This is a genomic window from Amycolatopsis sp. NPDC000009 (assembly GCF_055563465.1).
This window is the reverse complement of the sequence record NZ_JBVHDI010000022.1, coordinates 129,746-151,361: the sequence shown is the minus strand read 5'-3', so window position 1 is coordinate 151,361 and position 21,616 is coordinate 129,746. Positions and strand designations below refer to the sequence as shown.

Annotated in this window: 27 protein-coding genes and 1 pseudogene; 21 read left to right on the top strand and 7 right to left on the bottom strand. The window is 66.8% G+C overall.

What is annotated here, in order from left to right; translation table 11 throughout:
- Nucleotides 1-36 precede the first annotated feature (36 nt).
- A complete protein-coding gene (locus tag ACZ3HL_RS37695; protein WP_465536256.1) occupies nucleotides 37-1,368 on the bottom strand; it encodes a helix-turn-helix domain-containing protein in 1,332 nt (443 codons plus the stop codon).
- A 594-nt stretch (nucleotides 1,369-1,962) separates the two neighbouring features.
- On the opposite strand from ACZ3HL_RS37695, the gene ACZ3HL_RS37690 reads away from it, so the two are divergent.
- The 9 genes and pseudogenes from ACZ3HL_RS37690 (at nucleotide 1,963) to ACZ3HL_RS37650 (ending at nucleotide 7,961) form a co-directional block, all read left to right on the top strand.
- Complete coding sequence (locus tag ACZ3HL_RS37690; protein WP_465536254.1) at nucleotides 1,963-2,556, top strand: RNA polymerase sigma factor; 594 nt, start codon at nucleotides 1,963-1,965, stop codon at nucleotides 2,554-2,556.
- Nucleotides 2,557-2,889: 333 nt separating this feature from the next.
- The gene (locus ACZ3HL_RS37685; RefSeq protein WP_465536252.1) at nucleotides 2,890-3,396 is read left to right on the top strand and encodes a helix-turn-helix domain-containing protein; all 507 of its coding nucleotides are present in this window, start codon (nucleotides 2,890-2,892) and stop codon (nucleotides 3,394-3,396) included.
- A complete protein-coding gene (locus ACZ3HL_RS37680; protein ID WP_465536251.1) occupies nucleotides 3,369-3,845 on the top strand; it encodes an NUDIX hydrolase in 477 nt (158 codons plus the stop codon). The genes ACZ3HL_RS37685 and ACZ3HL_RS37680 overlap by 28 nt, the downstream gene beginning before the upstream one ends.
- A 52-nt stretch (nucleotides 3,846-3,897) precedes the next feature.
- Nucleotides 3,898-4,119, top strand: a pseudogene (locus ACZ3HL_RS37675) (helix-turn-helix domain-containing protein); the annotation flags it as partial.
- Nucleotides 4,120-4,215: 96 nt separating this feature from the next.
- A complete protein-coding gene (locus ACZ3HL_RS37670; protein WP_465536262.1) occupies nucleotides 4,216-4,752 on the top strand; it encodes a DUF5753 domain-containing protein in 537 nt (178 codons plus the stop codon).
- A 53-nt stretch (nucleotides 4,753-4,805) separates the two neighbouring features.
- The gene (locus ACZ3HL_RS37665; protein WP_465536249.1) at nucleotides 4,806-5,924 is read left to right on the top strand and encodes a radical SAM protein; all 1,119 of its coding nucleotides are present in this window, start codon (nucleotides 4,806-4,808) and stop codon (nucleotides 5,922-5,924) included.
- A complete protein-coding gene (gene tmk, locus ACZ3HL_RS37660; protein ID WP_465536247.1) occupies nucleotides 5,921-6,574 on the top strand; it encodes a dTMP kinase in 654 nt (217 codons plus the stop codon). Before ACZ3HL_RS37665 ends, tmk begins: the two co-directional genes overlap by 4 nt.
- Nucleotides 6,565-7,404, top strand: coding sequence for an endonuclease/exonuclease/phosphatase family protein (locus ACZ3HL_RS37655; protein WP_465536245.1), 840 nt, complete (start codon nucleotides 6,565-6,567; stop codon nucleotides 7,402-7,404). Before tmk ends, ACZ3HL_RS37655 begins: the two co-directional genes overlap by 10 nt.
- 68 nt (nucleotides 7,405-7,472) lie before the next feature.
- Entirely contained in the window at nucleotides 7,473-7,961 is a 489-nt protein-coding gene (locus ACZ3HL_RS37650; RefSeq protein ID WP_465536244.1) for an NUDIX hydrolase, read from the top strand.
- 9 nt (nucleotides 7,962-7,970) lie between these two features.
- Here the strand turns inward: ACZ3HL_RS37650 and ACZ3HL_RS37645 are convergent, their stop codons facing one another.
- The 4 genes from ACZ3HL_RS37645 to ACZ3HL_RS37630 all read right to left on the bottom strand — a co-directional run bounded on the left by ACZ3HL_RS37645 (nucleotide 7,971) and on the right by ACZ3HL_RS37630 (nucleotide 11,162).
- The gene (locus ACZ3HL_RS37645; protein ID WP_465536242.1) at nucleotides 7,971-8,492 is read right to left on the bottom strand and encodes a GNAT family N-acetyltransferase; all 522 of its coding nucleotides are present in this window, start codon (nucleotides 8,490-8,492) and stop codon (nucleotides 7,971-7,973) included.
- A gap of 78 nt (nucleotides 8,493-8,570) precedes the next feature.
- A complete protein-coding gene (locus ACZ3HL_RS37640) occupies nucleotides 8,571-8,699 on the bottom strand; it encodes a hypothetical protein (RefSeq protein ID WP_465536240.1) in 129 nt (42 codons plus the stop codon).
- Between the two features lie 132 nt (nucleotides 8,700-8,831).
- Complete coding sequence (locus tag ACZ3HL_RS37635) at nucleotides 8,832-9,800, bottom strand: hypothetical protein (protein ID WP_465536238.1); 969 nt, start codon at nucleotides 9,798-9,800, stop codon at nucleotides 8,832-8,834.
- A gap of 189 nt (nucleotides 9,801-9,989) precedes the next feature.
- The gene (locus tag ACZ3HL_RS37630) at nucleotides 9,990-11,162 is read right to left on the bottom strand and encodes a pentapeptide repeat-containing protein (RefSeq protein WP_465536236.1); all 1,173 of its coding nucleotides are present in this window, start codon (nucleotides 11,160-11,162) and stop codon (nucleotides 9,990-9,992) included.
- On the opposite strand from ACZ3HL_RS37630, the gene ACZ3HL_RS37625 reads away from it, so the two are divergent.
- Nucleotides 11,122-11,394 carry a MerR family transcriptional regulator gene (locus ACZ3HL_RS37625; protein WP_465536235.1) on the top strand — a complete coding sequence of 91 codons (273 nt, stop codon included), beginning with the start codon at nucleotides 11,122-11,124 and terminating at the stop codon, nucleotides 11,392-11,394. The two genes, ACZ3HL_RS37630 and ACZ3HL_RS37625, sit on opposite strands and share 41 nt — an antisense overlap.
- An 84-nt stretch (nucleotides 11,395-11,478) precedes the next feature.
- On the opposite strand, the gene ACZ3HL_RS37620 is transcribed toward ACZ3HL_RS37625, so the two are convergent.
- Nucleotides 11,479-12,705 carry a PP2C family protein-serine/threonine phosphatase gene (locus ACZ3HL_RS37620; RefSeq protein ID WP_465536233.1) on the bottom strand — a complete coding sequence of 409 codons (1,227 nt, stop codon included), beginning with the start codon at nucleotides 12,703-12,705 and terminating at the stop codon, nucleotides 11,479-11,481.
- A 136-nt stretch (nucleotides 12,706-12,841) separates the two neighbouring features.
- On the opposite strand from ACZ3HL_RS37620, the gene ACZ3HL_RS37615 reads away from it, so the two are divergent.
- The 10 genes from ACZ3HL_RS37615 to ACZ3HL_RS37570 all read left to right on the top strand — a co-directional run bounded on the left by ACZ3HL_RS37615 (nucleotide 12,842) and on the right by ACZ3HL_RS37570 (nucleotide 19,571).
- Nucleotides 12,842-13,300, top strand: a complete 459-nt coding sequence (locus ACZ3HL_RS37615) for a MarR family transcriptional regulator (protein ID WP_465536231.1) — start codon at nucleotides 12,842-12,844, stop codon at nucleotides 13,298-13,300.
- 37 nt (nucleotides 13,301-13,337) lie between these two features.
- Entirely contained in the window at nucleotides 13,338-14,258 is a 921-nt protein-coding gene (locus ACZ3HL_RS37610; protein ID WP_465536229.1) for an STAS domain-containing protein, read from the top strand.
- Nucleotides 14,255-14,635, top strand: coding sequence for an STAS domain-containing protein (locus tag ACZ3HL_RS37605; protein WP_465536228.1), 381 nt, complete (start codon nucleotides 14,255-14,257; stop codon nucleotides 14,633-14,635). Before ACZ3HL_RS37610 ends, ACZ3HL_RS37605 begins: the two co-directional genes overlap by 4 nt.
- The gene (locus ACZ3HL_RS37600) at nucleotides 14,625-15,062 is read left to right on the top strand and encodes an anti-sigma regulatory factor (RefSeq protein WP_465536226.1); all 438 of its coding nucleotides are present in this window, start codon (nucleotides 14,625-14,627) and stop codon (nucleotides 15,060-15,062) included. The genes ACZ3HL_RS37605 and ACZ3HL_RS37600 overlap by 11 nt, the downstream gene beginning before the upstream one ends.
- The gene (locus tag ACZ3HL_RS37595) at nucleotides 15,059-16,048 is read left to right on the top strand and encodes an ATP-binding protein (RefSeq protein WP_465536224.1); all 990 of its coding nucleotides are present in this window, start codon (nucleotides 15,059-15,061) and stop codon (nucleotides 16,046-16,048) included. The genes ACZ3HL_RS37600 and ACZ3HL_RS37595 overlap by 4 nt, the downstream gene beginning before the upstream one ends.
- Nucleotides 16,049-16,055: 7 nt before the next feature.
- Complete coding sequence (locus ACZ3HL_RS37590) at nucleotides 16,056-17,243, top strand: PP2C family protein-serine/threonine phosphatase (protein ID WP_465536223.1); 1,188 nt, start codon at nucleotides 16,056-16,058, stop codon at nucleotides 17,241-17,243.
- 102 nt (nucleotides 17,244-17,345) lie between these two features.
- Nucleotides 17,346-17,816 carry an ATP-binding protein gene (locus ACZ3HL_RS37585; RefSeq protein WP_465536222.1) on the top strand — a complete coding sequence of 157 codons (471 nt, stop codon included), beginning with the start codon at nucleotides 17,346-17,348 and terminating at the stop codon, nucleotides 17,814-17,816.
- Nucleotides 17,813-18,262: an STAS domain-containing protein gene (locus ACZ3HL_RS37580; RefSeq protein WP_465536221.1), complete on the top strand. Its 450-nt coding sequence runs from the start codon at nucleotides 17,813-17,815 to the stop codon at nucleotides 18,260-18,262. Before ACZ3HL_RS37585 ends, ACZ3HL_RS37580 begins: the two co-directional genes overlap by 4 nt.
- Before the next feature lie 158 nt (nucleotides 18,263-18,420).
- On the top strand, nucleotides 18,421-18,636 hold the full coding sequence (locus tag ACZ3HL_RS37575) for a hypothetical protein (protein ID WP_465536220.1): 216 nt from the start codon (nucleotides 18,421-18,423) through the stop codon (nucleotides 18,634-18,636).
- Nucleotides 18,633-19,571: an anti-sigma factor RsbA family regulatory protein gene (locus ACZ3HL_RS37570; protein WP_465536219.1), complete on the top strand. Its 939-nt coding sequence runs from the start codon at nucleotides 18,633-18,635 to the stop codon at nucleotides 19,569-19,571. The genes ACZ3HL_RS37575 and ACZ3HL_RS37570 overlap by 4 nt, the downstream gene beginning before the upstream one ends.
- Here the strand turns inward: ACZ3HL_RS37570 and ACZ3HL_RS37565 are convergent.
- Nucleotides 19,485-20,447, bottom strand: a complete 963-nt coding sequence (locus tag ACZ3HL_RS37565; RefSeq protein WP_465536217.1) for a hypothetical protein — start codon at nucleotides 20,445-20,447, stop codon at nucleotides 19,485-19,487. The genes ACZ3HL_RS37570 and ACZ3HL_RS37565 overlap by 87 nt on opposite strands.
- Here ACZ3HL_RS37565 and ACZ3HL_RS37560 point away from each other — a divergent pair.
- A complete protein-coding gene (locus ACZ3HL_RS37560) occupies nucleotides 20,421-21,272 on the top strand; it encodes a WD40 repeat domain-containing protein (RefSeq protein WP_465536216.1) in 852 nt (283 codons plus the stop codon). The genes ACZ3HL_RS37565 and ACZ3HL_RS37560 overlap by 27 nt on opposite strands.
- Nucleotides 21,273-21,616: the final 344 nt, after the last annotated feature.

Here is a 21,616-nt window from a genome sequence, read left to right as displayed (position 1 = left end):
CACTACTTCACGTTCTCGCGTTCCATCGCTGACGCTTCACACGGGAGTGGGGACACCTGCCGCGGTCATCTGGGCGTACAGCGACCGCACGCGGCTGTCGCTCCGATGCACCGCGAGGCGCCGTCCAACGTCGGCGAGATAGGCGCCGCCTCGAACCGACCGGACGTGCTTACTCATCTTCACGGCCGATGTAGCAACTTTGCAGGCTTCGTCAAGACGATTTTGATCGGCCAACGTTGACGCGAGCAAGGCGGTGTTGAACAGCCTTCCACGCTCGTATCCATCGCTCATGCCCAGTGACTGCCGGGCGAACCGCTCGGCTTCGACAGGGCGCCCGAGGTCACGGAAGGTATGCGCGAACTTGGCCGAGAGATAAGCGTTGTCGAAGTAGGTCAACCAGGTCGGACCCGATCCGGGGACGAACCTCTCGAAGGCACTCTCCGCGTCGCGGAGTGCCGCGAAGCAAGCAGAAGGGTTCGCCTGCAGTGCGTGACCATGCGCTTGCAGTACCGCGGCCTCGGCTTGCAAGGCCACCAGGCCGGACCGCTTCGCCGTCCTCCTGGCGGCGAGCGCCATGTCTACGGCGACCCCGTGGGCTTTATTGAACGCGGCGTGGTGACTCATCGCCGCCAGCATCTCGGCTTCGAGCGCGTCGTCACCGGCGTCCTGCGCCAACTTCAAAGCGTCACGGAGGTACCGCTGACCTTCCCCTGCATTACCGATGTCGTAAGCGATCCAACCGACAACCTGGTGTAGTTCGGCAGCTGCTCCGTACAGTTCTTCGCGCTCCGCCAGGCTCTTGCTCGTGTCGTTCAGCATCGGCGTCACAGTGGATGTCAGGTACCTGGTGGTGGTCGACGTTGCTTGGCTATGCCCGCCGCCGTACCGATTGTCGAGTCGCCGGAACGTCGCCGTCATGTCCCGAACAAGGTCGACGTCGCTGCTCCTGGGTTTCGGCAAAACCGCCGCCGGCGCCGGGGGCGCACCGAGAAGCGAAGCGCCAACTGCTGTCACACCTGCGCCTGCGGCCTTAAAGAATTGTCTCCGTTGCACGTCGTCGAGGTTAGCTTTCCGTTCCGCCTCTGCCGATGCCTCGCATGTATCGGAAAACTTGAACCAGAGGAGCGAAGGCGGGACGTGCAGGGCCTTCGCCCACCGTTCGAGGCTAAGCAGATTGCCAGGCCGACGAGCATCTGGTGCCTCGAGCCGGCTCACTTGTGCTTGCGCGAGCCCCAGCCACCGGCCGAGTGCCGCCTGCGATACATGCGGCGTGCTTTCACGGCGATACGCCGCGAAGAGCCGGCCGAAGTGGCGCGTTTCAAGCGCGGCCCGGATGCTCTCCGCCTGCCAGAACGACTCCGGCCTCATAGGTGCTTCATGAGAGACCAGGCGACGAATGCATGGTCCGCAGTGCTTACTGACGCGATCGCGGGCCAGGCGCGCGCCGCACGCCTCGCACCTGCGCGTTGCACTCTCCACAAAGATCACCCCCGTCAAGCCTTCACCGCATTGTATGCGACTCGATACTCAGTGTCGCGGATTCCATACGTGCCATGTATGGAATCCGGCAGCCGTGGCCCTCTACCAGCAGATTTCATGCACGACTGTCGTTCCACCCCGGCGACCACGGGCAGACACTCAGTACATGCAGCAGGTGACTCACGGTAACAACGCCGTGCTTCGGGCCGTCGACCGCCCGGTCCGCAGCCGACCGGTCAAGAACCTCAACCACGAGCGAGCACCTTGATCCGTTCACGACTGCCCTGGCGTGGCTTCTCCGCGATGCGCGTGCGGCAGGGTGAGAGGAATCCCGGAATCTGACCCCTCGCCGGGATTCCTCTCACCCTGCCGCCCCGCAGACCGGCGGCGGGAGTACGTGCCGAGTCCGTCCACTCCCGCCGCCGTTCCAGAACGAATGCCGAAGCTTCTCAGCACTATAGATTTCGAAGAGGCGAAACTGCCATGTTTGATACCGTTCCCCGTTACCCGTATGACCTAAATTCCGACTCCGATCTCATAGCTGCCGTCCGGGCAGGTGATGTCATCGCCTTCAGTGCGCTTTACTCGCGCCACTGGCTCACCGCTCTGCGTTACGCGCGACGCCTCACCACCTGCGACGCCACTGGGGAAGACGTTGTCGCCGACGCTTTTGTCAACATCTACTTGGCACTACTCTCTGACCGAGGACCGCGTGATGACTTCAGGAACTATCTGATGGCAACAGTCCGGAACATCGCTATCCAAAGTTACCAAAAGAACCGTCGTCTGAAATTCGTCGAAGACATCGAAAAATTCGCGCACGACACCGATTTGTCACCTGCCACGATAATACAAGAGCGACTCCAGTCGCATTTGGAACGCAGCCGAGCGACCCATGCCTTTCTCCGGCTTCCCGAATCCTGGCGTCAGGTCCTCACGCTCACCATCCTCGACGAGCGACCGATTGCCGATGTAGCCGCAATCGTCGGACGGACGCCCAACGCCACCCACGCGCTGGCCCTACGCGCTCGCCGCGGCCTGCGAGCCACGTACGCCGAGCTACCTGACGCCGCTTGAACTGTCCAAAGAGGACTAGTGCCGCCCTCGGACCGCCGGGAAGGAGATCGAGTGTCCCGACGGAAGTCGACCTGGCATCGAACCAACGCCTCCGAGCAGACCCAAGTCATCCCGGTACTGCCCTCCTTCGATCCCCAGCGGCCCCTTCACTTATGGATCGAAGCCCAGCTCCCGACCGCCCCGCTGCCACCAGCGATCCAGTGGCCGCACCGCGACCTCGACCTTTCTCCGCACTGAACGCCCGCCCCCAACCCGAGGAGGAGCTACCGATGCCCGCGGGACGCCACTCATACGTCACGACTCGACGCACTTCAACCAGTTCGAAGCCTGGCCATGTCAGTTACCTCGGCTTCCTCCTCTTGCTCGTCGGTGGCGGCGTCATCATCGGCAGCGCATTCGTCATCGCCTACCTCGGGGCGAGGCTCTACTTCGGACTTCCGCTCATGTTCTAGGCCTCACGCCGCCCGGTCTCGTCTTTTAGTCCTGGTACAGCCCACATCACTCGCGACGCAGAGAAGGGAAGATCAGGTGCCCGTTCCTGAACGCCGGCCGCGTGCCGCAGGGTCATCGCTCGGTTCGAACTGGCCGACGATCGGTCGCCAGATCGCCGCCCGCCACTACGAGGTAAGCCACCAGGTCGCGGACCCGGACTGGACGAAGAACTTCTCCCTGTTCGGCGATTTCCTGCCGTGGACACCTCGAGACGGACGGCGCCCTCACCAGGTGTGGGAAGCCATCGAGCGACGCGCGCGAGGCGTACCGATCCACGCGATCGCCGCTCGCCTAGGACGGTCCCAGAGCACAATCGTCCGTTGGCTGCAGCAGCGAGGCCGGTCCTGATGAACCTCGGCGCGAACAGCGACGATGCGTCTGGACCGCGAGTGTGCACCTACGCCTTGATCGGTCGCTACGAGCAGATCCTGCTCATAGCGACCGCCGACGGAAGCCACGTCCTCCCCGGAGGCCCAGTCAATAGTGGCGAACCGATCGAGCAGGCGCTCCAGCGCATGCTGCGCGATCAGCTTGGGACAACCTTGGCCAGCATTGAGTTCTGCTCGGTGATAGAACACGAGGTCGGCAGGGGCGTCTGGCTCGGTTCGACATCGGAAGTGGCTTTCCTGTTCGACGTCACACTTCCTGACGTCAGCAGCATCTCTGACCGCTTTTCCTGTATGCACTGGTGGGCAAACGAGTCAGATCTCGGCCTATTGCAACCGGCTGCGATCAGAAACGCGATTCTGACCGGCAATCTTTCGTCGAATGTTCCATGGTGGGCATGGTCACCCTGACATCAAGTAGACACACCACACATAGGACAATCCCTGAATTACTGAGGAAATTGTGACACCGAACCAAGACAGGCTCCCGTCCACGGCAAAACGAAGGGAACTTGGCACCGAGCTTCGACGAATCCGAAAGCGTGCAGGATACACCGGAGGCGAGCTTGGCCTTCAGCTTAATTGGAACGCATCCACCATTTCACGCCTGGAGAAAGGTTTAAGCAAGGTTGAGGACGGACGAGTCGCACTCTACCTCGCAAGAGCTGGCGCCTCCCCCGCCGAACTAGACGACTTGGTCACTCTGGACCGGCGACCGGACGACGGCTACCAGGTCCGTCCCCACCCCGCAGGCTGTCCCGACAGCCTTCCCATCATCACCATGCTCGACACGGAAAGCACAGCGATCACCACCTACGATCCCGTGGAAGTCCCCCGCCATCTACAGGTTGAAACCTACATCCGGAATTCGCGCGGATACGACCACTGCCACGATCTCGACACGATTCTGCGAACGCGGCTGCACAGTCAGCAATCTTCTTTCCGGCACCCCCGGTCCTTCACGTTCTATATTCCCGAAACTGCACTCGGAGAGCAGATCAGGTGCCCCACGGTCGCGCACGCGCAACTGTCACACCTGCTGACCGCGTCGTCACTACCCCACTGCCGCGTCCACCTCGTGCCCACAGGTGCGGGTTTGGCCGACATCCGCACCGCGTTCACCCTTTACCAGCACGACGACCATCGCCCCGTGATCCAATGCCAACTTCCCTCGATCAGCCTCTTTCTCGAGAACGACCACGACATCGCCTTTTTCGAAAGCTATCTAGAGCGCATCACGCGCCTGGCCCTCAGCCGCCAAGAAACCCGCGACTGGCTCACCGGACGCTTGGCCAAGCTCGAAGCCACACCTGGATGACCACCGCTCACGCAACCCGAGCTAGCACCACCGGAAGGTATGGAGTTTCGCTGATGAACGCTCGCAGCATCGCCGCAGACGACGTGGCAACATCGTGCTACTTCCGCACCACGGTCGAGCAGCCATTCCGGAAGGCGCTCGTACAGATCAACGAGGATTGCAATCTTCGCTGCGCGCACTGTTTCGTGTCGGCGACGCGCGTCGGCACGCAGATGCCACTGGACGAGGTGATCGAGAAGGTGATTCCGCGCCTAGCTGAAGCCCGGGTCAAACGGGTTACCCTGACCGGTGGGGAGCCGACGATCCACCCTGACTTCCTGGCCATCGTGCGTGCGTTCCGCACGGCCGGGATGGATGTCGGAATCTGCACCAACGCAACCACCCTGGACGCGGTCCAGATCGCGACGCTCGCCGAACTGGCCGTGCACTGCAACGTTTCCCTCGACGGCTTCGCCGCCGATTCCCACGGCAAGTTCCGGGGCGATCGCGGCAGCTTCGCCACCACCGTGGACACTGTCGAAAGGCTCGGCAAGGCCGGGATCCTGCAGGGCCTCTTGTGCACGCCGAACACGTTGGCAGAGAACGATGAATACGCGAAGCTGTGCGCGTTCGCCCGCGCGAACGGCGCGCGCTACGTACTGCTGAACCCGTTGGGCAGTATGGGCCGCGGGGTCAAGTCTCGGGCAAAGCTGGCGAAGACGAGTCTGCACATGCGGGAGATCTTCGAGCTGACCGCGCCCTTCGACGGTCCGGAGCTGGACGTCGCGCACATCCGCTTCCCGAACGTCGAGCGCCGCCCGCTGGCCGGTTGTGAGGCCGGCACGATCATCTACGTGTTCACCCCCGGCGAAGTCACCGTGTGCCCGTACCTGGTGTTCGCCGCCCGTACCCCTCAATCCCGACACACCGATACAGAGTTCATCGTCGGCAACATCTTCGCCGACCCTGACATCGCCACCCGCCTGGACGACTACCGCTTCCACGACCGCTATCAGGTCGGCGCCAATCCCACCTGCACAGCGTGCGCAGTGAACTCCTCCTGCGGCAAAGGGTGCCCCGCCGCGGTCGTTGCCGACGGTGGCCGGATCGGCGACGTGGACAACGAGCAATGTCCAGTCGTCGATGGAGCACACGACGAGGGACGGCGGCTGCTTCCGCTGATGCCGGCATGACCCGCCGGTTCGCTGATCCTCAACGCCTGCCCGGCACGCTGATCACCCTCGATGGCCCCGGCGGCGTGGGCAAATCCACGACCGCGGACCTGGTCGGCGAGACGCTGGCCGCGGCCGGGTTGCCCGTTCACGCAACGGCACAACCCTCACGTGCGCCGCTGGGCGAACTGGCCCGGCACGGCACCGACGCCTACCGGGACATGGCCTTGGCGTGCCTCTGCGCCGCCGACCGGCATCACCAGCTCGACACCGAGATCCTGCCGGCGCTCGATGACGGGCAGGTCGTGGTGTCCGATCGCTACGTCGCCTCGTCTCTCGTTCTACAAGGCCTCGACGGCCTGCCTGCCGAGGTGGTGTGGCAGCTCAACCACGGCGTCTACCAGCCCGACCTGTCGATCATCCTGACCGGTGATCCACAGGTCATCGACTCTCGCCTCCGAGCCCGTGGCGGACACAGCCGCTTCGAACGCGCCGCGGACAACAGCGCCCACGAGACCGATCTGTACATCCACGCCGTCGCCAGCCTGCAGGCCAGAGGCTGGCCGGTGACCACGGTGGACGCCACCATCGGGTCACCCGGGACAATCGCCTCTACTGTCGTGTCCCTCATCCAGCAGGTTCTAAGCGAGAAGAGCCCGGCATGCCTCTGAGTCTGATCACCGTCAACGTCGGTGCCCCGTCTCTCGACCGCGCGCGGCGCCAGCTCCGCTGGCTCGCCGAGCGCTCCGAAGATGTGCTGGTCCTGACCGAAACCAAAGCCACCGCAGGCAGCCAGTTAATCGCCGAAGCATTCACCGCAGCCAGCTTCGCTGTGACCTTTCCCGAGCACGCCCCTGGCGAACTCGGCGTCATGATCATCAGCAAGCTCGCCGTCACACCCGACCCGCTCAGCACCGCCATGGACTACTTGCCGGCCCGTGCCGCTGGGGTCGTCGTTGAGACTACTGACGGACCGCTCCGCGTCGCCGGCGCCTACGTGCCGTCCCGCGACTCCAGTGCAGACAAGACCGAACGCAAGGTGACCTGGTTACAACGCTTCCAAGACGCCCTCGACCACACGGCGAACGACACTCCGCTGCTGCTACTCGGCGACCTCAACGTTCTCGAGCCCACCCACACACCAACCCACCGCGGCCAGTTCGCCCCCTTCGAGTACGCCTTCTACACCGGCCTGACCGACCGGCACCACCTCATCGACCTCTTCCGGCACATGCACCCCGACCAGGTCGAACACAGCTGGGCCCGCCGACCGGAACTGGGCTACCGCTACGACCACGCCCACGGCTCTCTCACCCTCGCCGAACGACTCGTCGCCTGCGACTACGTCCACGAAACCCGGAAGATCGGTCAGGACGGCACCCGGCTGACCGACCACTCCGGACTCGCCGTGCAACTGACGCTGGACCCGACCAGCACGCTGCTAACGTCGGACCCCGCCGCGGCGTCCACATCAGCTGAGCCGGAGCCCACGCTGTTCTGAATCAGGCTCCGCTCTCGTCGGCCGCCGGGACCCATTGCCGCCCGCCGACCACGAGGGACCACCGCAGGATGACCAGCACCACCACGCCCCGAATCGGCGCCCGCGTCCTCCTGCTCGACCCTGCCGACCGCGTGCTGCTCATCCACGCCCTCGACCCCGCCGACCCCGACCACCACTGGTGGGAACTACCCGGTGGCGGACTCGACGACGGTGAAACCCTCCACGACGCGGCTCGCCGCGAGGTCGCCGAAGAGACCGGCCTCACCCTCACCGCCATCGGTCGCAAATTGTGGACCCGCGAATCCCGCTTCCGTTACAAGAACCGCGACCACCACCGCATCGACCACGTCTTCCTCGCCCGCACCACGACCACCACACCCGAGGTCGCGCTTAGACCCACCGAGAACGAGAAAGCCGGGTTGATCGAGCGACGCTGGTGGACGATGGACGACCTTGAGGACTGCAACGACAAACTTCTCCCCGCCGAGATGCCCGACCTACTGAAGGCCGTGCTTGCCGGAGAGTTCAACGACACGCCCCTCGTGATCGCTGGCTGACCAGACGCTTCACCACCATTGCGCCCACCGGAACTGCGCTGGCACGACCTTCTGTTCGACCTGATGCGAGCAGGGATACGGACTCGTCGGACCAACGGCTCCAATACGCGCCCAGAACGCGACCGCGACCGGATCCTCACCTATCGGCAGCATCGTCCATTCGAAGCGAGCCGCCCGGGCGACCGCGGCGGCCACCAGCACGCTCCCGACGCCGCGGCGACGGTGCTTCTCCTCGACCTCGACATTCACGAGGATCGCGCGCCGGTCGATGCCACACAGGGAAAAGCGGACCTCACCGAAGATCGTGTGCCCCATGCGCAGCTGGACAGCACCGATCCCTGCAGCCGTCGACGGCGGGAGCAGCACGAGCTGCAGTCCGTGTTCGTCGACCTGGTCTTCGGTGATCTGCCGTGCCGGGGCGGGGTCGATCAACGCCCACACCCCGTCACGCCCCGGCAGGGCATAGCAGGCCTCACATAGCCATTCCGGCGCCAGGTAGTCCTGCGACCAGCTCTGCCGAACCCGCGCCACCGCGAGATCATGACCCCACGGACATCGTTTCGGCGCCCCAGAACCTGGTCGGATCGGTACTTCTAGAGTCGTCCACTATTACTTGACGAGGTCGCCGCCGCTGCGCTGGAACGCGGGTGGGTCGCGGCTAAGACCGACCCGGGGCGGCGCGCCGGCGAGGATATCGCCGGGCGGCAGCGCGATGCCCGCCGACAAAGTCGCGATCATAACCGGCCGCTTCGACAACCTGGTCCAATTCGACGTCGCCGACCTCCCGACTCCGGCACCCATGCCGTGCGCGCACCGCGAGGCCGCGCCGTCATTCCCGTGTGCCGCCGTGGCACCTGCGGGCGGGTGCGGCTATGAGTCCGCAGGCGACGTGCTGAGAGGTGGCACGTGGGTACTGGACCAGGGCACCAACCGGGTCCACTCGCCAAGAATCGCGGCGAAGCCCTCGTCGTCGCCGGGGTCGAGGAGAACGGGATCTTCGATTTGGTGGCCGAAAGGGCTGGAACGGCTGATCATCATCGGCGCGTCGGCGCGTTCGTCGTGTGCGCCGGCGTGCCCGGAGGGAGCAGTCACGTAGAAGACGTCGTTGTCACTGACGGCTGCGCTGCGGGGGAGAACGAGGTGAGCGCACACTATGTGGTCCAGTTCAGCTGCTGCGCGGCCGCCGAACGCCTTGCACGCCGCCACGAGCTGCTCGATTCTGGTCAGCCGGTTCCGTGCGGCCCACCGCCGGACCAAGGGGAGTTCGGTGCCCCACGAGCGCACGATCCATCCCGAACCTCCTTCGGGTAGCGGCCCGACTTGCCCGTAGTGCAGGGCCCGCGTGACCTCGAGGGTCTGCCAAGCGCGGGAGTTGTCCGTAGCCGGGTCCTGACCGGCGGGCAGGACTTTCATTGCTTCGGCGCGTCCGGCGGCGTCGGCGGCCAGCTCATCGGCGACGGTGAGACGCTGCGCCCTCGACATGCGGGCGAGCGTGTCAGTCAGACTGGGGCACAGCGTGTCGACGACGTCGAAGAAGCTGAGTTCGTCGCCGTGGCGGTAGCCGTCGGCGGAGAGATCGATCTTGGGGATAACCGAGTCGGGACCACGGAGGTGGTCGATGAGCGTGGAGATGCCGGTTTCGATGACCGGGTAGGTGTCGAGCCAGGGTGCTGAGTCCCAGGCACCTTCGGACACGTGGGTGAGGTAGACAGCGAGATCTGCGGCAAGATCGCCGTTGTCGAGAGTGGTGACTTTGACGGTGTGGTCGCAGTACACGCCGGGCCAGGTGGCGAGCACGGTGTAACGGGGACCGGACGGTAGAACACTGTAGCTGGTCAAGGGCTCTCCTGAGCGTACGGAGCACCGGCATGCACACGCGATACGACGCGGCACAAACCGGAGAGCAAAGGGAAAGGGGGCCGGGAGCCCAGCGGCACGACCGCCGAGCCAGTCCGTCGCCATCAGCCTACCCCAACCCCCGACACCGCCGGGACTGCGCGCGAGCGGCCGCGCACGGCTCCCTCGATCTCAGTCGCCCCGGGCTGAGGCAGCATCGTCGGCAGAGGCAAGTTTGGGACGAAAGGGCTCGCCGTTCACCGTCGCTCCCTCGAACGTAGCTGGACGGATGAAAGTCACCCCTGGGAGCCACGGCACGCGGCTGAAGGACACAACGCTAAAAGCGACGTCGCGTTTAAAGGTCGCCCGATGAAACCTGGCGCTGTCATGGAAGGCCGCCGCATCGAACCTGGCGTTCCCGGAGAACACCGCCTCGTGGAATGCGACTTCGCCACAGAAGGTCGTTGCTTCGAACGCGGCGTTTCCGGAGAAGACCGCTCCCTGGAAGCCGGCATCTCCCGTGAACGTCGTCCCGTGGAACCAGGCGTTGGAAGTGAAGGAGGCGTGTTGGAACTGGCTGCTTCCAATACGAGCATTGCTCAAGGTGAAGTTGATAAGTAGAGCGCCGGCGAGGTCGAGGTTAAGCGGCCCCCAGTAGGCGGCACTCCGTTTGGGGGTGAGGTGGTCGCGCAGGAGCCGTTGGGCGGTGAGGCGGACTTCGCGTTCCTGGGCGCGCTCGCGGTAGGTCTCACGTTGCTCGAGGCTGGCGCCGTCTCTGCGATCGTGGGGATCCGGTAGGTCATAGGGCATGCGCAGGTAGGCGCAGAGGACGTTGACGATGGTCTGACGCTGAGTCTCGTTGTTCTGAGCAAGGCGTTCGAGGGCGTACAGGCCGCCGAGCCGGACCGGGGCTTTGTCTGCGCCGAGCTGTTCCACGGCTTTGAGATAAAGCTCAGTGATCCGGCGCTCGACCGCATCGGCGCGTGCGTCATCTGCGACACGTTCCTGGTGCGCCTGGGTGGCGCCAGCGACGTCTTGCTGGTGAGCTAGGGCGCGTTCGCGGTTGTCGAGGTCAGCCTCAGTGGAGTGCTGGCGACGCCAGGCGAGGTAGAGCGCGACCACGCCGCCACTGCCGACACCGATGCTGAGTCCGATCTTCAGCGCGTCGAGGCGTGCCTTCACCAAATCGACACCGGTGAGCCCGGCGGTGGCCGGCCACCACAGCACGGTAACCGCGCCCGCGGTGAGGACTGCGATCAGGGTCGCGGTCCACCACATCGCGGCCCGGGTTAGTTCGGGCAGCGGTCCTACCGAGGACGGTGTCGTGGAGGCGCTCGCAGTGGTCGGCCGCGCATCGTCGGTCATGGCCTTATTCTTGCGGAAACTAGCGAAACAGTTGCGGAACTACCAGATCACCCCGCAGCGTTCAGCCGGCGCCCACCGCCGCTACTCCCGGCACCAGCTTCGCCTGGCCGCCCGGGTGCGGGAACTGGTCGATCAGGGCACCGCCATCGAGGCCGCCTGCCGCATCGTCACCCTCGAAGACCAACTACAAGAGGCCAACCGCATCAACGCCGAACTCCGCGCCGACGACTGATGCTGCCAGTTCCGCCGGCTCGGCACGCGGACTCCGGCGTCACCGTCCGCCGCCCTGCCGGGCCGCAGCCGAGGACAGTCCGAGTCAGGAAGCCGGACTGTGCCCGGCTGGGCTGACGCTTGCCGAGGCGATGTCGGTGGTGCCGTCGGCGCTCGGGTTCGGGCCGAACCAGTCAAGGCAGACGACCATGGCGTCGTCGGCGGCCATGCCACCGTCGCGTCGGCCGTGCAGTTCGGCGAGGACGGCGCCCGGGACGTGCGCGGCGGGAAGGTCTGCGGTCGCGACGACGGCTTGGGCGAGGTCGCGGTCGCCGTAGGGTTCACCGTGCGGGCCGGCGACGTCGTAGACGCCGTCGCTGACGAAAACGAAACGATCGCCGGGCAATGCCTGCAGGCGTTCGATCGCGTAGGTCGTGTCTTCGAAGGTGCCGAGCGGGAGTTGCTCGTCGAAGTGGACGCGTTCGGCTTTGCTGTCACGCAGGCGCCACAGCCGGGGCGACCCCGCGTCGACGGCGTCGATCTCGCCGGTCGCGAGGTCGAATTCCAGCAGCAGCGTCGCGACGTGTTCCTGACCGTGGTGCTGGGCGTAAATGGCCTGGTCGGCGAGTTCGGCCTGGGCGTCCAGCCCGATCCCGGCCCGGCGGGCGTTGCGCAGGGCGTTGACGGCGAGATTGGTCAGCAGCGCGGCACTGCTCCCCTCCCCCATGCCGTTGACCAGGGTGACCGCCAGCTTGTGCGCGGACGCCGACCAGTCGAAGCAGTCGCCGTAGATGGCGTAGGCGGGTTCCAGCTGGCCGCCCAGCGCGAACTCAGGCCGGGTACACGCGCGGCCGGGCAGCAGCTGCCACTGCATCTCCGCGGCGAGCGTGAGCCTCGACGACCGCCGGGCCTGCACGTAGAGATCCGTGTCGCGATCGGCGACGAAGACCTCGTGCCCCAGCGCCTCGGCGAACCGGCCGAGCTCGGCCCACACCGGTGGCTCCGGCTCGTCGGACAGGCCGACGAGGAGGACACCGAGCCGGTCGCCGCGCACGGTGACCGGCAGGTACACCCGGACCTCGTCTTCGGTGTGCTCGAAGGTGGCCCGCTGGGTGGCGAAGGCTTCTCCGGCGACCGTTCCCGCCACGGGCATCGGCTCGGCGGTGTAGGGCAGGACCGTCACGCGGCGCAGTTCGGTGAGGCTGTAGTCGGCCATCAGCAGTTCGACCGCGTGTGCTCCGAAATGCTCGCGCAACGCCGAACGCAGCCCGTCCAGCAGAGCATGGGGCTGGACGCCCCGCAGGACACGTTCGACTGCCAAGGATCTGTCCACCGCGATGCCTCTCCGCTCGCCCGGCGCCACGTCGGCACCAGGAAATGAAGTCCGCACCACCCCGTCGGGCCGGTCTTGAGGACGTGCCGCGGTGAGCTGAGCTGACAGCCCAGCATAAGGATGCGAGAGTAGCGCTGTGAACCGGTCCACCGAGCCGCCCGACGCCCCGACTGTGGCGGCGGCCGTGACCGAGACCGCCGAACTCCTCGAGATCCTGTTCGAACGCGCCCGCGAGGCGTCGCCTCGTCCGCTCTCGACGTCCCAGGTCCGCGCCGTCGTCGCGCTCGACCATCACGACGGCTTGAACCTGCGCGCCCTCGCCGACCTCCTCGGCTCGACGCCTCCGCTGGTGAGCCGGCTCTGCGACCGGCTCGAAGCCGTCGGTTTCGTCGAACGACTGCCGAGCAGCCGCAGCCGTCGCGAGCTCACCCTGCGGCTCAGCGACCGCGGCCGGGCCTATCTGCAGGATCTTCGTGCCCGGCGACGGGAAAGCCTGCAGGCGGCCCTGGTGAAGCTGTCCCCGGAGGCCAGGTCGGCGCTCGCCCTCGGCCTGCGCGAGTTCCGGGAGGTGGCCGGGCACGAGATGCCGGGCTGATCCGCCGGTTCCGTTCCCGTAGGGTTACTGTTGTCATATGACAACAGTTGCGGCTCGCTGTGGTGCCGCGACGCGGACGAGCCAGGAGGACTCGGTGCGCGGGACGGAGGAAGTCGGTATCCGCGAGCTGCTGTCGCGGATCTTCGGTGCCGATCAGGACGAACTGGTCGACGAGTGGGTCGGCCGGCAGTTGGCCGAGCCATCCGCCCGGCTGGGCGAAGACGGGCTACGACGTGAGGCCGGCGAACTGGTGGGCGCGCTGCGTGAGGCGCTCGGAACCGACCTGCCGCCGTCCCAGGTGATCGAACGTGATGAGGCGGTCCGCTCGGCTCTGCGCGGACTGTCCGAACGCCGGGCCCGCGCGGGTGCCACGCCATCGGCCACGGCGATGGCGATCGCCGCCCTGAAACTCAGCACCCTGGCCGCGGTCGAACGCCACACCGACGACCCGGCGGTCCGCTACCAGGCTTCTTTACTGGTCAACCAGCTCCTCGACGCCGCGGGAGTCTTCACCTTCTCGGTGTACGTCGAGGGGCGCGAGGAGATCATCCGCCGCCAGCACCAGCAGATGCTCGAACTGTCGACACCGGTGGTGCGGCTGTGGCGGCAGGTCCTCGCGGTTCCGCTGATCGGCACCCTGGACAGTGCCCGCACCCAGATCGTGATGAGCAGCCTGCTGGAGGCGATCCAGGCCCACGAAGCCCGCGTGGCGATCATCGACATCACGGGCGTGTCCACTGTGGACACCGCGGTGGCGCAGCACCTTTTGCAGACCGTCAGCGCGGTCCGGCTGATGGGCGCGGAATGCCTGATCAGCGGCGTGCGGCCGTCGATCGCGCAGACCATCACGCAACTCGGCATCGACCTGTCCCATATCGTCACCCGCGGTTCGCTGGCCGACGCGCTGGCCACCGCGATGGACCTGCTCGGTGACCGCACCGGCGCGGTAACGCGGTGAGCGCGGGACTGCCCATCCTGCGGCTCGGCGACATCCTGATCAGCGGTCTGCTCAGCGATCTCGACGACACGACCGCGCTGCGGTTCACCGACGAGCTCACCACCAGGATCGCCGACGAGGGGATCCGCGGGGTCATCCTCGACATCTCCCGGCTGGAGATCATCGACTCCTTCGTCGCCCGCGTGCTCATGCAACTCGCCGCGACCGGCAGGCTGCTCGGGGCACGGATGGTCGTAGCCGGGATGCGCCCGGCCGTCGCGATCACCCTGTCCGAACTCGGTCTGCGGCTCACCGGCGTCCAGACCGCGCTCGACGCCGAACAGGCCATGGAACTACTGGGGTGGCGCCGTCCCGAAGAAGCGCCACATGCTTCCTGACGAGCTGACCGACCCGGAACGGGACATCCCCCGACGCGAACATCCCGTTCGCGCCGAAGAGGACCTGCTCGCCGCCCGCCACGCGGTACGCGCCACGGCGGTCTCCGCGGGCTTCTCCCTCGTCGACCAGACCAAGATCGTGACCGCGGCCAGTGAACTGGTCCGCAACGCCTACATCCACGGCGGCGGCGGCACGATGACGATCGCTGTCGTCCGGGACGACCGGGGCCGGGTAGGCCTCGGCCTCTCGGTCCGCGACGAAGGACCGGGTATCGCGGATGTCGAACAGGCCATGGTCGACGGCTTCAGCACCGGCGCCGGTCTCGGTCACGGCCTCGGCGGGACCAAGCGGCTGGTCGACGAGTTCACCATCGACACCGGCCCCGGCCGGGGAACGACGGTCGCGATCGTGCGGTGGAAACCGTGACCGCCGCCATCGCCGGTCTCACGACGCAGATCCGCATCGACCACACGAGCGCGGTCTACACCGCGGCACGCGCGGCCCGTGAAGTCTCGGCCGCAGCAGGCCTGGCGGAGGTCCTCGCCGAGCGCGCCGCCGTCGTCGCCTCCGAACTGGCCAGCAACATCGACAAGCACGCCAGCGACGGGTCCCTGTTCGTGCAGCCTTCCCTCGCCGGCCCCGGTGTCGACGTCTACGCGGCCGACGCCGGTCCCGGCATGGCGGACCTGGAGCACTGGCGCGTCGACGGCAACACCACGACACACACGCTCGGCACCGGGCTCGGCGCCGTCGGAAGACTCGCCACCGAGTTCCGGATCCGATCGACGGCCGGGCGCGGAACCACCGCGGCCGCACGGATCCTCGCGCCCGGCACGGCTCCCGCCGCGGTCGCGCACATCCGATTGGCACGCGAAGGCGAAGAACGGTGCGGTGACGCGATGGCCCTGTCGGCCGCGCCCGGCGTCCGCACGATCGTCGTCGTGGACGGCCTTGGCCACGGCCCCGGCGCCGCGGACGCGGCAGACCTCGCGATCGCCGCCTTCCGGCGCAGCCCCGGCCGCCCGCTCCCGGAACACCTGACCGCCGTCCATCAGGCGCTGCGGCACACCCGCGGCGCGGCGGTAGCGCTCGCGCGGATCTGGGACGACCGGCTCGAATTCTGCGGTGTCGGAAATGTCAGCGGGCTGGTGCTCACGGCCGGACGGACACAGCCGCTGCTCAGCATGCCCGGCATCGTCGGGTTCGCCCTGCCCGCGACACATCTGCGGGTGGTCCCCCTGACCGAACACCACCTCGTCGTGCTGCACACCGACGGAATCGGCACCGGCTGGCGCGGCCCCGCCGCTCTCGACCTGCTCCCGGTACCCGCCCTGCTCGCCGCGGATCTGGCCGATCGCCACCGCGACCCTCACGACGACGCCGCACTGATCGCACTGGGCCCGGAGGGGTGAGCACACCATGACGAACGCCGAAATCATCCTGTTGCGCCGACGGCTACGGGAGGCCTGTGTGGCTTCGGGCGTCGCGACCGACCGCCGAGCGCGGCTCGTGCTCGCGGCCACCCTGCTCGCCGAACCGGCGTCGCGGGCGGGCGGAACACCGGCACTGTCGACGTCCACAGTGGACGGAACACTCGCCGTTACCCTGGTGCTGCCTACGCCGGTGGATCAGCTGCGGCGCAACGAACTTCCCCTGCTGCCCGACGCCGGAGACGGCTCCGCACTGACGTGGTACCTCCCTGCCGGCGACGACGTGTCACTCATGGCCGCGGACGAGGAAGCGGCCACTCGCGAGGAAATGCTGGAACTCATCGCCCGCGCCGACACCCTCACCAGGGAGCAGCGCGAACTCAAACACGAACTCGCCGAGACCAACAGTGGCGTACTGGCCATGTACGTCGAGCTCGAGGAACGGGACGAGCAACTCCGGCAAGCCCACGCGGTGATCTTCCGCGAACTCGAGGACGCCTTGCGTCCCCCGCCACCGCGGGTCGCCGGGCTCGACCTGGCCGTGTACTACGCACCCAGCGAACCCGATTCCCCCACCGGTGGCGATCTCTACGACTGGTTCGTCCTCCCCGATGGAAGCGTGCACATCACCCTCGTCGACGCCGTCGGCCACGGCGTCACCTCGACGCGGCATGCCCTGACCGTCACCCACGCGATCCGCACCCTCGCCCTGGAAGGCCACCCGTTCCAGGACTTGATCAGACGGGCCGCCCACGCGCTGGCCACGATCGAACCCGGCCTCGTCGCGACCGTCTTGCTGGCCCGGCTCGACCCCGCCACCGGGGACGTCGTGCTGGCCAACGGCAGCCACCCACGACCGGTCCTCACCACCACCGCGGGCGACACCGAACTCCTCGTCCCACCGCTGGTCGGCAGAGGCGTCGGCTTCCCCGACCCCGGCAGCCACAGCGTGATCCAGCGCACCCTCGCCCCCGGCGACCTGCTCGTCCTCTACACCGACGGGCTCATCGAAAGCCGCAAAGACCACACCGAAGGCGAAACCCGGCTCCTGGACGCGGCACGCCGCAACACCGCCCTCCCCACCGACGCGATCCCCGCCGCGCTCGCTGCCCAACTGCACGACGTGGTCCTCCACACCGACGACACCGTCGTGCTCGCTATCCGGCGCGTTCCCTGACCGCGAACCCCCTCCGACGTTTGCCTTTGCCACTACCGGGTACTCCACCTTCATTGCGCGATCCATCCAATTGTCGTCTGAAGCCGAAGGCTGGTGGGACAGATGTCGACACAACCGGGGGTTTCTCCGCGCAATCACTGGGATTCCGATGAGGTGGCCTACAACCTGGACACCACCGCGAACCGGGAGGTGCGTGCCGGGGTCCGCCACTTGCTGGGGCGGTACAGCGGGCTGACCGTCGATGACGCGGTACTGGTGACCGACGAGCTGGTCAGCAACGCCAACCGGCACGGCGAGGAACCCCGGACCTGCCGCCTGCGGCTGAACAACGGCGGCAGGAGCCTGCTCATCGAGGTCGACGACTCCTCCTCGTTTCAGCCTCGGATCCGGCCGCCGCATGCGGGCGGCGGGCGGGGCCTGATCCTGATCGACCGGCTCGCCACGACCTGGGGTGTGCACAACCACGCCGACCACAAGACCGTCTGGGCGGAAATGACCCTGGACGGGAGCAGCGGCCACGCCCCGCACCTGAAGGCCACCCGGACCTGGGCAAGCCCGGAGTCAACCCCATGACCCGGCACTCCACCCGGGCCGGCGAGGCACGGCGTGCCCTCGCCGGCCCGATACGGTCGACAGCCACTAGCCCGCCACTCCCCGACAGCATGGAGATCCGCAGCCAGCGGCTGAACGATCATGCAGTGGTGACGGTGACCGGAGAGGTCGACACCGACACCGCACCGAAACTCCAGGCAGTGCTCCTGACCGCCCTCGACGCCGCCCACAGCCGGGCCTGCGTTCTCGATCTGACCCAAGTGGCCTTCCTCGACTCCGCCGGTCTCGCCGCCCTCGTCGCCGCCCACAGCCACGCGGAAGCACTCCGCTGGCCACTGCGCATCGTCGTGGACTCGAACAGCCCCGTCATCCGGCCGATCGAAATCACCGGACTCGACGTCGTACTTCGCCTCTACCACACCCTCGACGAAGCCTTCGATGCCGCGAACCGGCCGCCGAAGCACTGAAACACGGGCGTGCGGGCGCCCCGCGTACGCTGATTTCGTGAGCCCATCACGCACCAGCCATCTCCAGGTGATCCGGCTCCCCGATCAGCGAGGGCTCCAAGCGATCGGCGAGGTGGACCTGTGCACCAGGGAGATCTGGCGGTCCGGCCCTCGGTCCCGTGGCCGGCAACCGTGTGCCAGGGAGGCTGGATCTGTCCAGGTTGTCGTTCATCGACACTTACGGCACGGCCATGCTCATCGCCGCCGCCCAGCATCGGCCCGGCGCGGCGCCGCTCACCCTCACCCGCCCACCGAAGGTTCTGCTGAAAGTGCTTCCGCTGCTGTGCCCGACCGAAACGGCGAAGATCGTGATCGAACACCAGGGCACGCCATGACCACACAGGTCGATGCCCCCGGTGCTGAGCCGTTCGTCCACCCCGCCCTGTTCTACCGCGGCCCCGACGAGTACCTGGCCGGAACAGTCCCCTTCGTACGCGACGCGCTCGCCGCGGGAGAACCCGTGGCCATCGCCGTCCCGGCGGACAACCTCGCCCTGCTACGCGCCGAACTCGGCCCCGAAGCCGATCGCGTACAGCTGCTGGACATGCACACCGCCGGACGAAACCCCGGCCGGATCATCCCCGGCGTACTTCGCGCCTTCGCCGACGCCCATCCCGACGGGCCCGTCCGCATCATCGGCGAACCGATCTGGCCTGACCGCACCGACCACGAATACCCTGCCTGCGCCCAGCACGAAGCCTTGATCAACCTCGCCTTCACGGGCCGGGACCTCACCATCCTCTGCCCCTACGACACCGAAAACCTCTCCACGGCGGCGCTGGCCGACGCCGAAGCGACCCATCCGCTCCTCGTCGACGCCACCGGACGGCGGACCAGCACCGCCTACAACCCCCAGCGCGTCATCGACGGCTACAAACAGCCGCTGCCCGACCCCGCCGAAGCCACCGAACTCACCGTCGACGCCACCAACCTCGCCGAAGCCCGCTTCCTCGCACGTTCTCACGCCCTCGAAGCGGGGCTTTCCGAGGACCGCACCGCCGACGTGGAACTGGTCGTCACCGAACTGGCCACCAACAGCATCGACCACGGCGGCGGCGCCAGCCACCTACGGATCTGGCCCGCCGACGAACATCTCGTCTGCGAAGTCCGCGACAACGGCACCCTGACCGACCCTCTCGCCGGGAGGCACCCGGCCACACCCGGGCAGCTCCGCAACCGCGGACTACTCCTGGTCAACCACATGTCCGACCTCGTCCGACTCCACACCAGTCCCCAGGGCACCACCATGCGGACCTATTTCGCCCTGTGACCACGCGATCGGCATCAATCGCCGCGGGCTCGCGTCCCGGCGCCACCGAAGTGGAAGTCCGCCGGTTCGGCGCTGATCCGGCTCAGCGGATCCATTCTCGCGATCACGCAAGGTACGTCGCCAGTAGAGGGAATCGACCGCGCCTGGGGCCGCGTCGGCGGTCAGGTGTGGCAGGTCCTCGGGCCACAGTGTGGCCACCACCGTGATCGGGGCCCGGTTGTCGTCGGAGACCGTGGTGACCAGTCTTTCGGCCTGGTTCTCGGTCAGCTGCCGGAGATCGCCGAGCCAGATCACCGTGTGCGGCCCGATGTCGTCGAGTTCCGCCCATTTACCCGGCCGCCACAGCCGCCACTCGTGGCCGAGCTCGCGCACCGCCTCCCACGCCGACCGTGACTTGCCTGTCGATGACGCACCCACTAAGGCGACGACGCCACCTCGAGCAATCCGATCCGTCAAGCCGTCGTCGTGGGCGCGCGGAACGAACCGGGTCAGTGAGGGCAGGCCGGGGGTGTCGTGAGCAATTCCCCGGCGCACGCCGAGTAACACCGGATCGCACCGATGAACTGGCGTGCCGGGTCGGGCCTCACGAGCAGCCACACCCTGCATCACCTTCGAGCCCTGATACCCGCGCCACTTTCGCTCAGCGGCATGTGCAGCCCGCCAGACCTCTGGGCCAGGAATGTCGACACGTCCGTACCGCGCCGCCGCCTTGCGGATCGCCTCGATCACTTTGAGCATCTGGCCGACATCCTGGGGAAAGCCCTTCTTAAACAGCCACGTGTCGATCGTGGTCGGCGAGCAGCCAGCGATCCGGGCCAAGTCGCGCTTCGAAGGAGTGCCAAGTTTTGCATGGACGCGGCCGAGCGAAACCGCCATCTCGAAGAACTCACCCCTGTCCACCCGGTGAGCTACGACGCGACGACCATCGAGGTGTGGCACGCGCACACCCATGACACTGTCACTACCTTCGACCGAAGGGCCTTCCTTCCCGGAGATCCGCGCATCGAATGGTCACCCGACGGTCGGCTTTTCGTCAGTTCGAACCATGATTTCTGGGGAAGACAGCCAGACACCCTTGCCGTGTTGTCACCACGCGACCGGCGACTCGTGTGCAAGATTGAGCGAAGCCCCACCGAAACCGGACCATTGACCTGGTCGCCGGACAGCACACGCATCGCCGGCTCGAACAAGCCCTACTCGATCTCCGTCTGGTCGGCTGAGTCCGGAGAACAGGAACAGGAGTTCCCCACCGAGATTGAGGATCTCAGCGCCATCTGCTGGCCCGCCAACCCGCAGGTCATCGCCATCGCCGACGGCAACGCCAAGATTCACGTACATGATGCGCAAACAGGACACCGCCGGGCGGTCTGCATCGGCCACACGTCCCCGGTGAACCGACTCCGCTGGTCACCTGACGGCTCTCACCTAGCAAGTTCCAGCGGTGACAGGTACGTCCGGCTGTGGAACGGCCTGACCGGCGAAGCACTCGCGGTCCTCGACATACCCCACGACGTCCTCGACCTGCACTGGACACCGAACAGCCAGCACCTCGTCGCGACGACCGGACGCAACACCATCCACACGTGGACCTTGCCAAGCGATGTGCCGGCACTCATCGCTACCGCTGAACAGCACACCGACCACACACTCACGCCGATCGAGCGTGAGAGATTCGGTCTCGGCCCAGACGGTCAGGAGTAGCGATGCCCCCCAACATCCGGGGGCAGGCAGAATGACGGTGGAGCAGGAGAACTGGTCTCGGCGAGGCCGGCTCCGGAACCGGCGGATACGGCGGCGCGACGAGTCTCAGAGGTCGAGCGCCGGGTGGCGGCGCTATGATCAGCGCCGCCACCCAGCCGGGTACCCACCCAGCCCGAGGAAGTCTCGGGCGCGCGGATCATCGCATCCAGCACCGACAATCCCGCCACATTCACCACCGCCACACTCCGGCATACGTCATACACCGCCTATTTACCGCCGACACTGTGTACGGCATGTCGCTCAACGATGCAGGTCACGCGATGTTCGATGTGGACGGTCAAGAG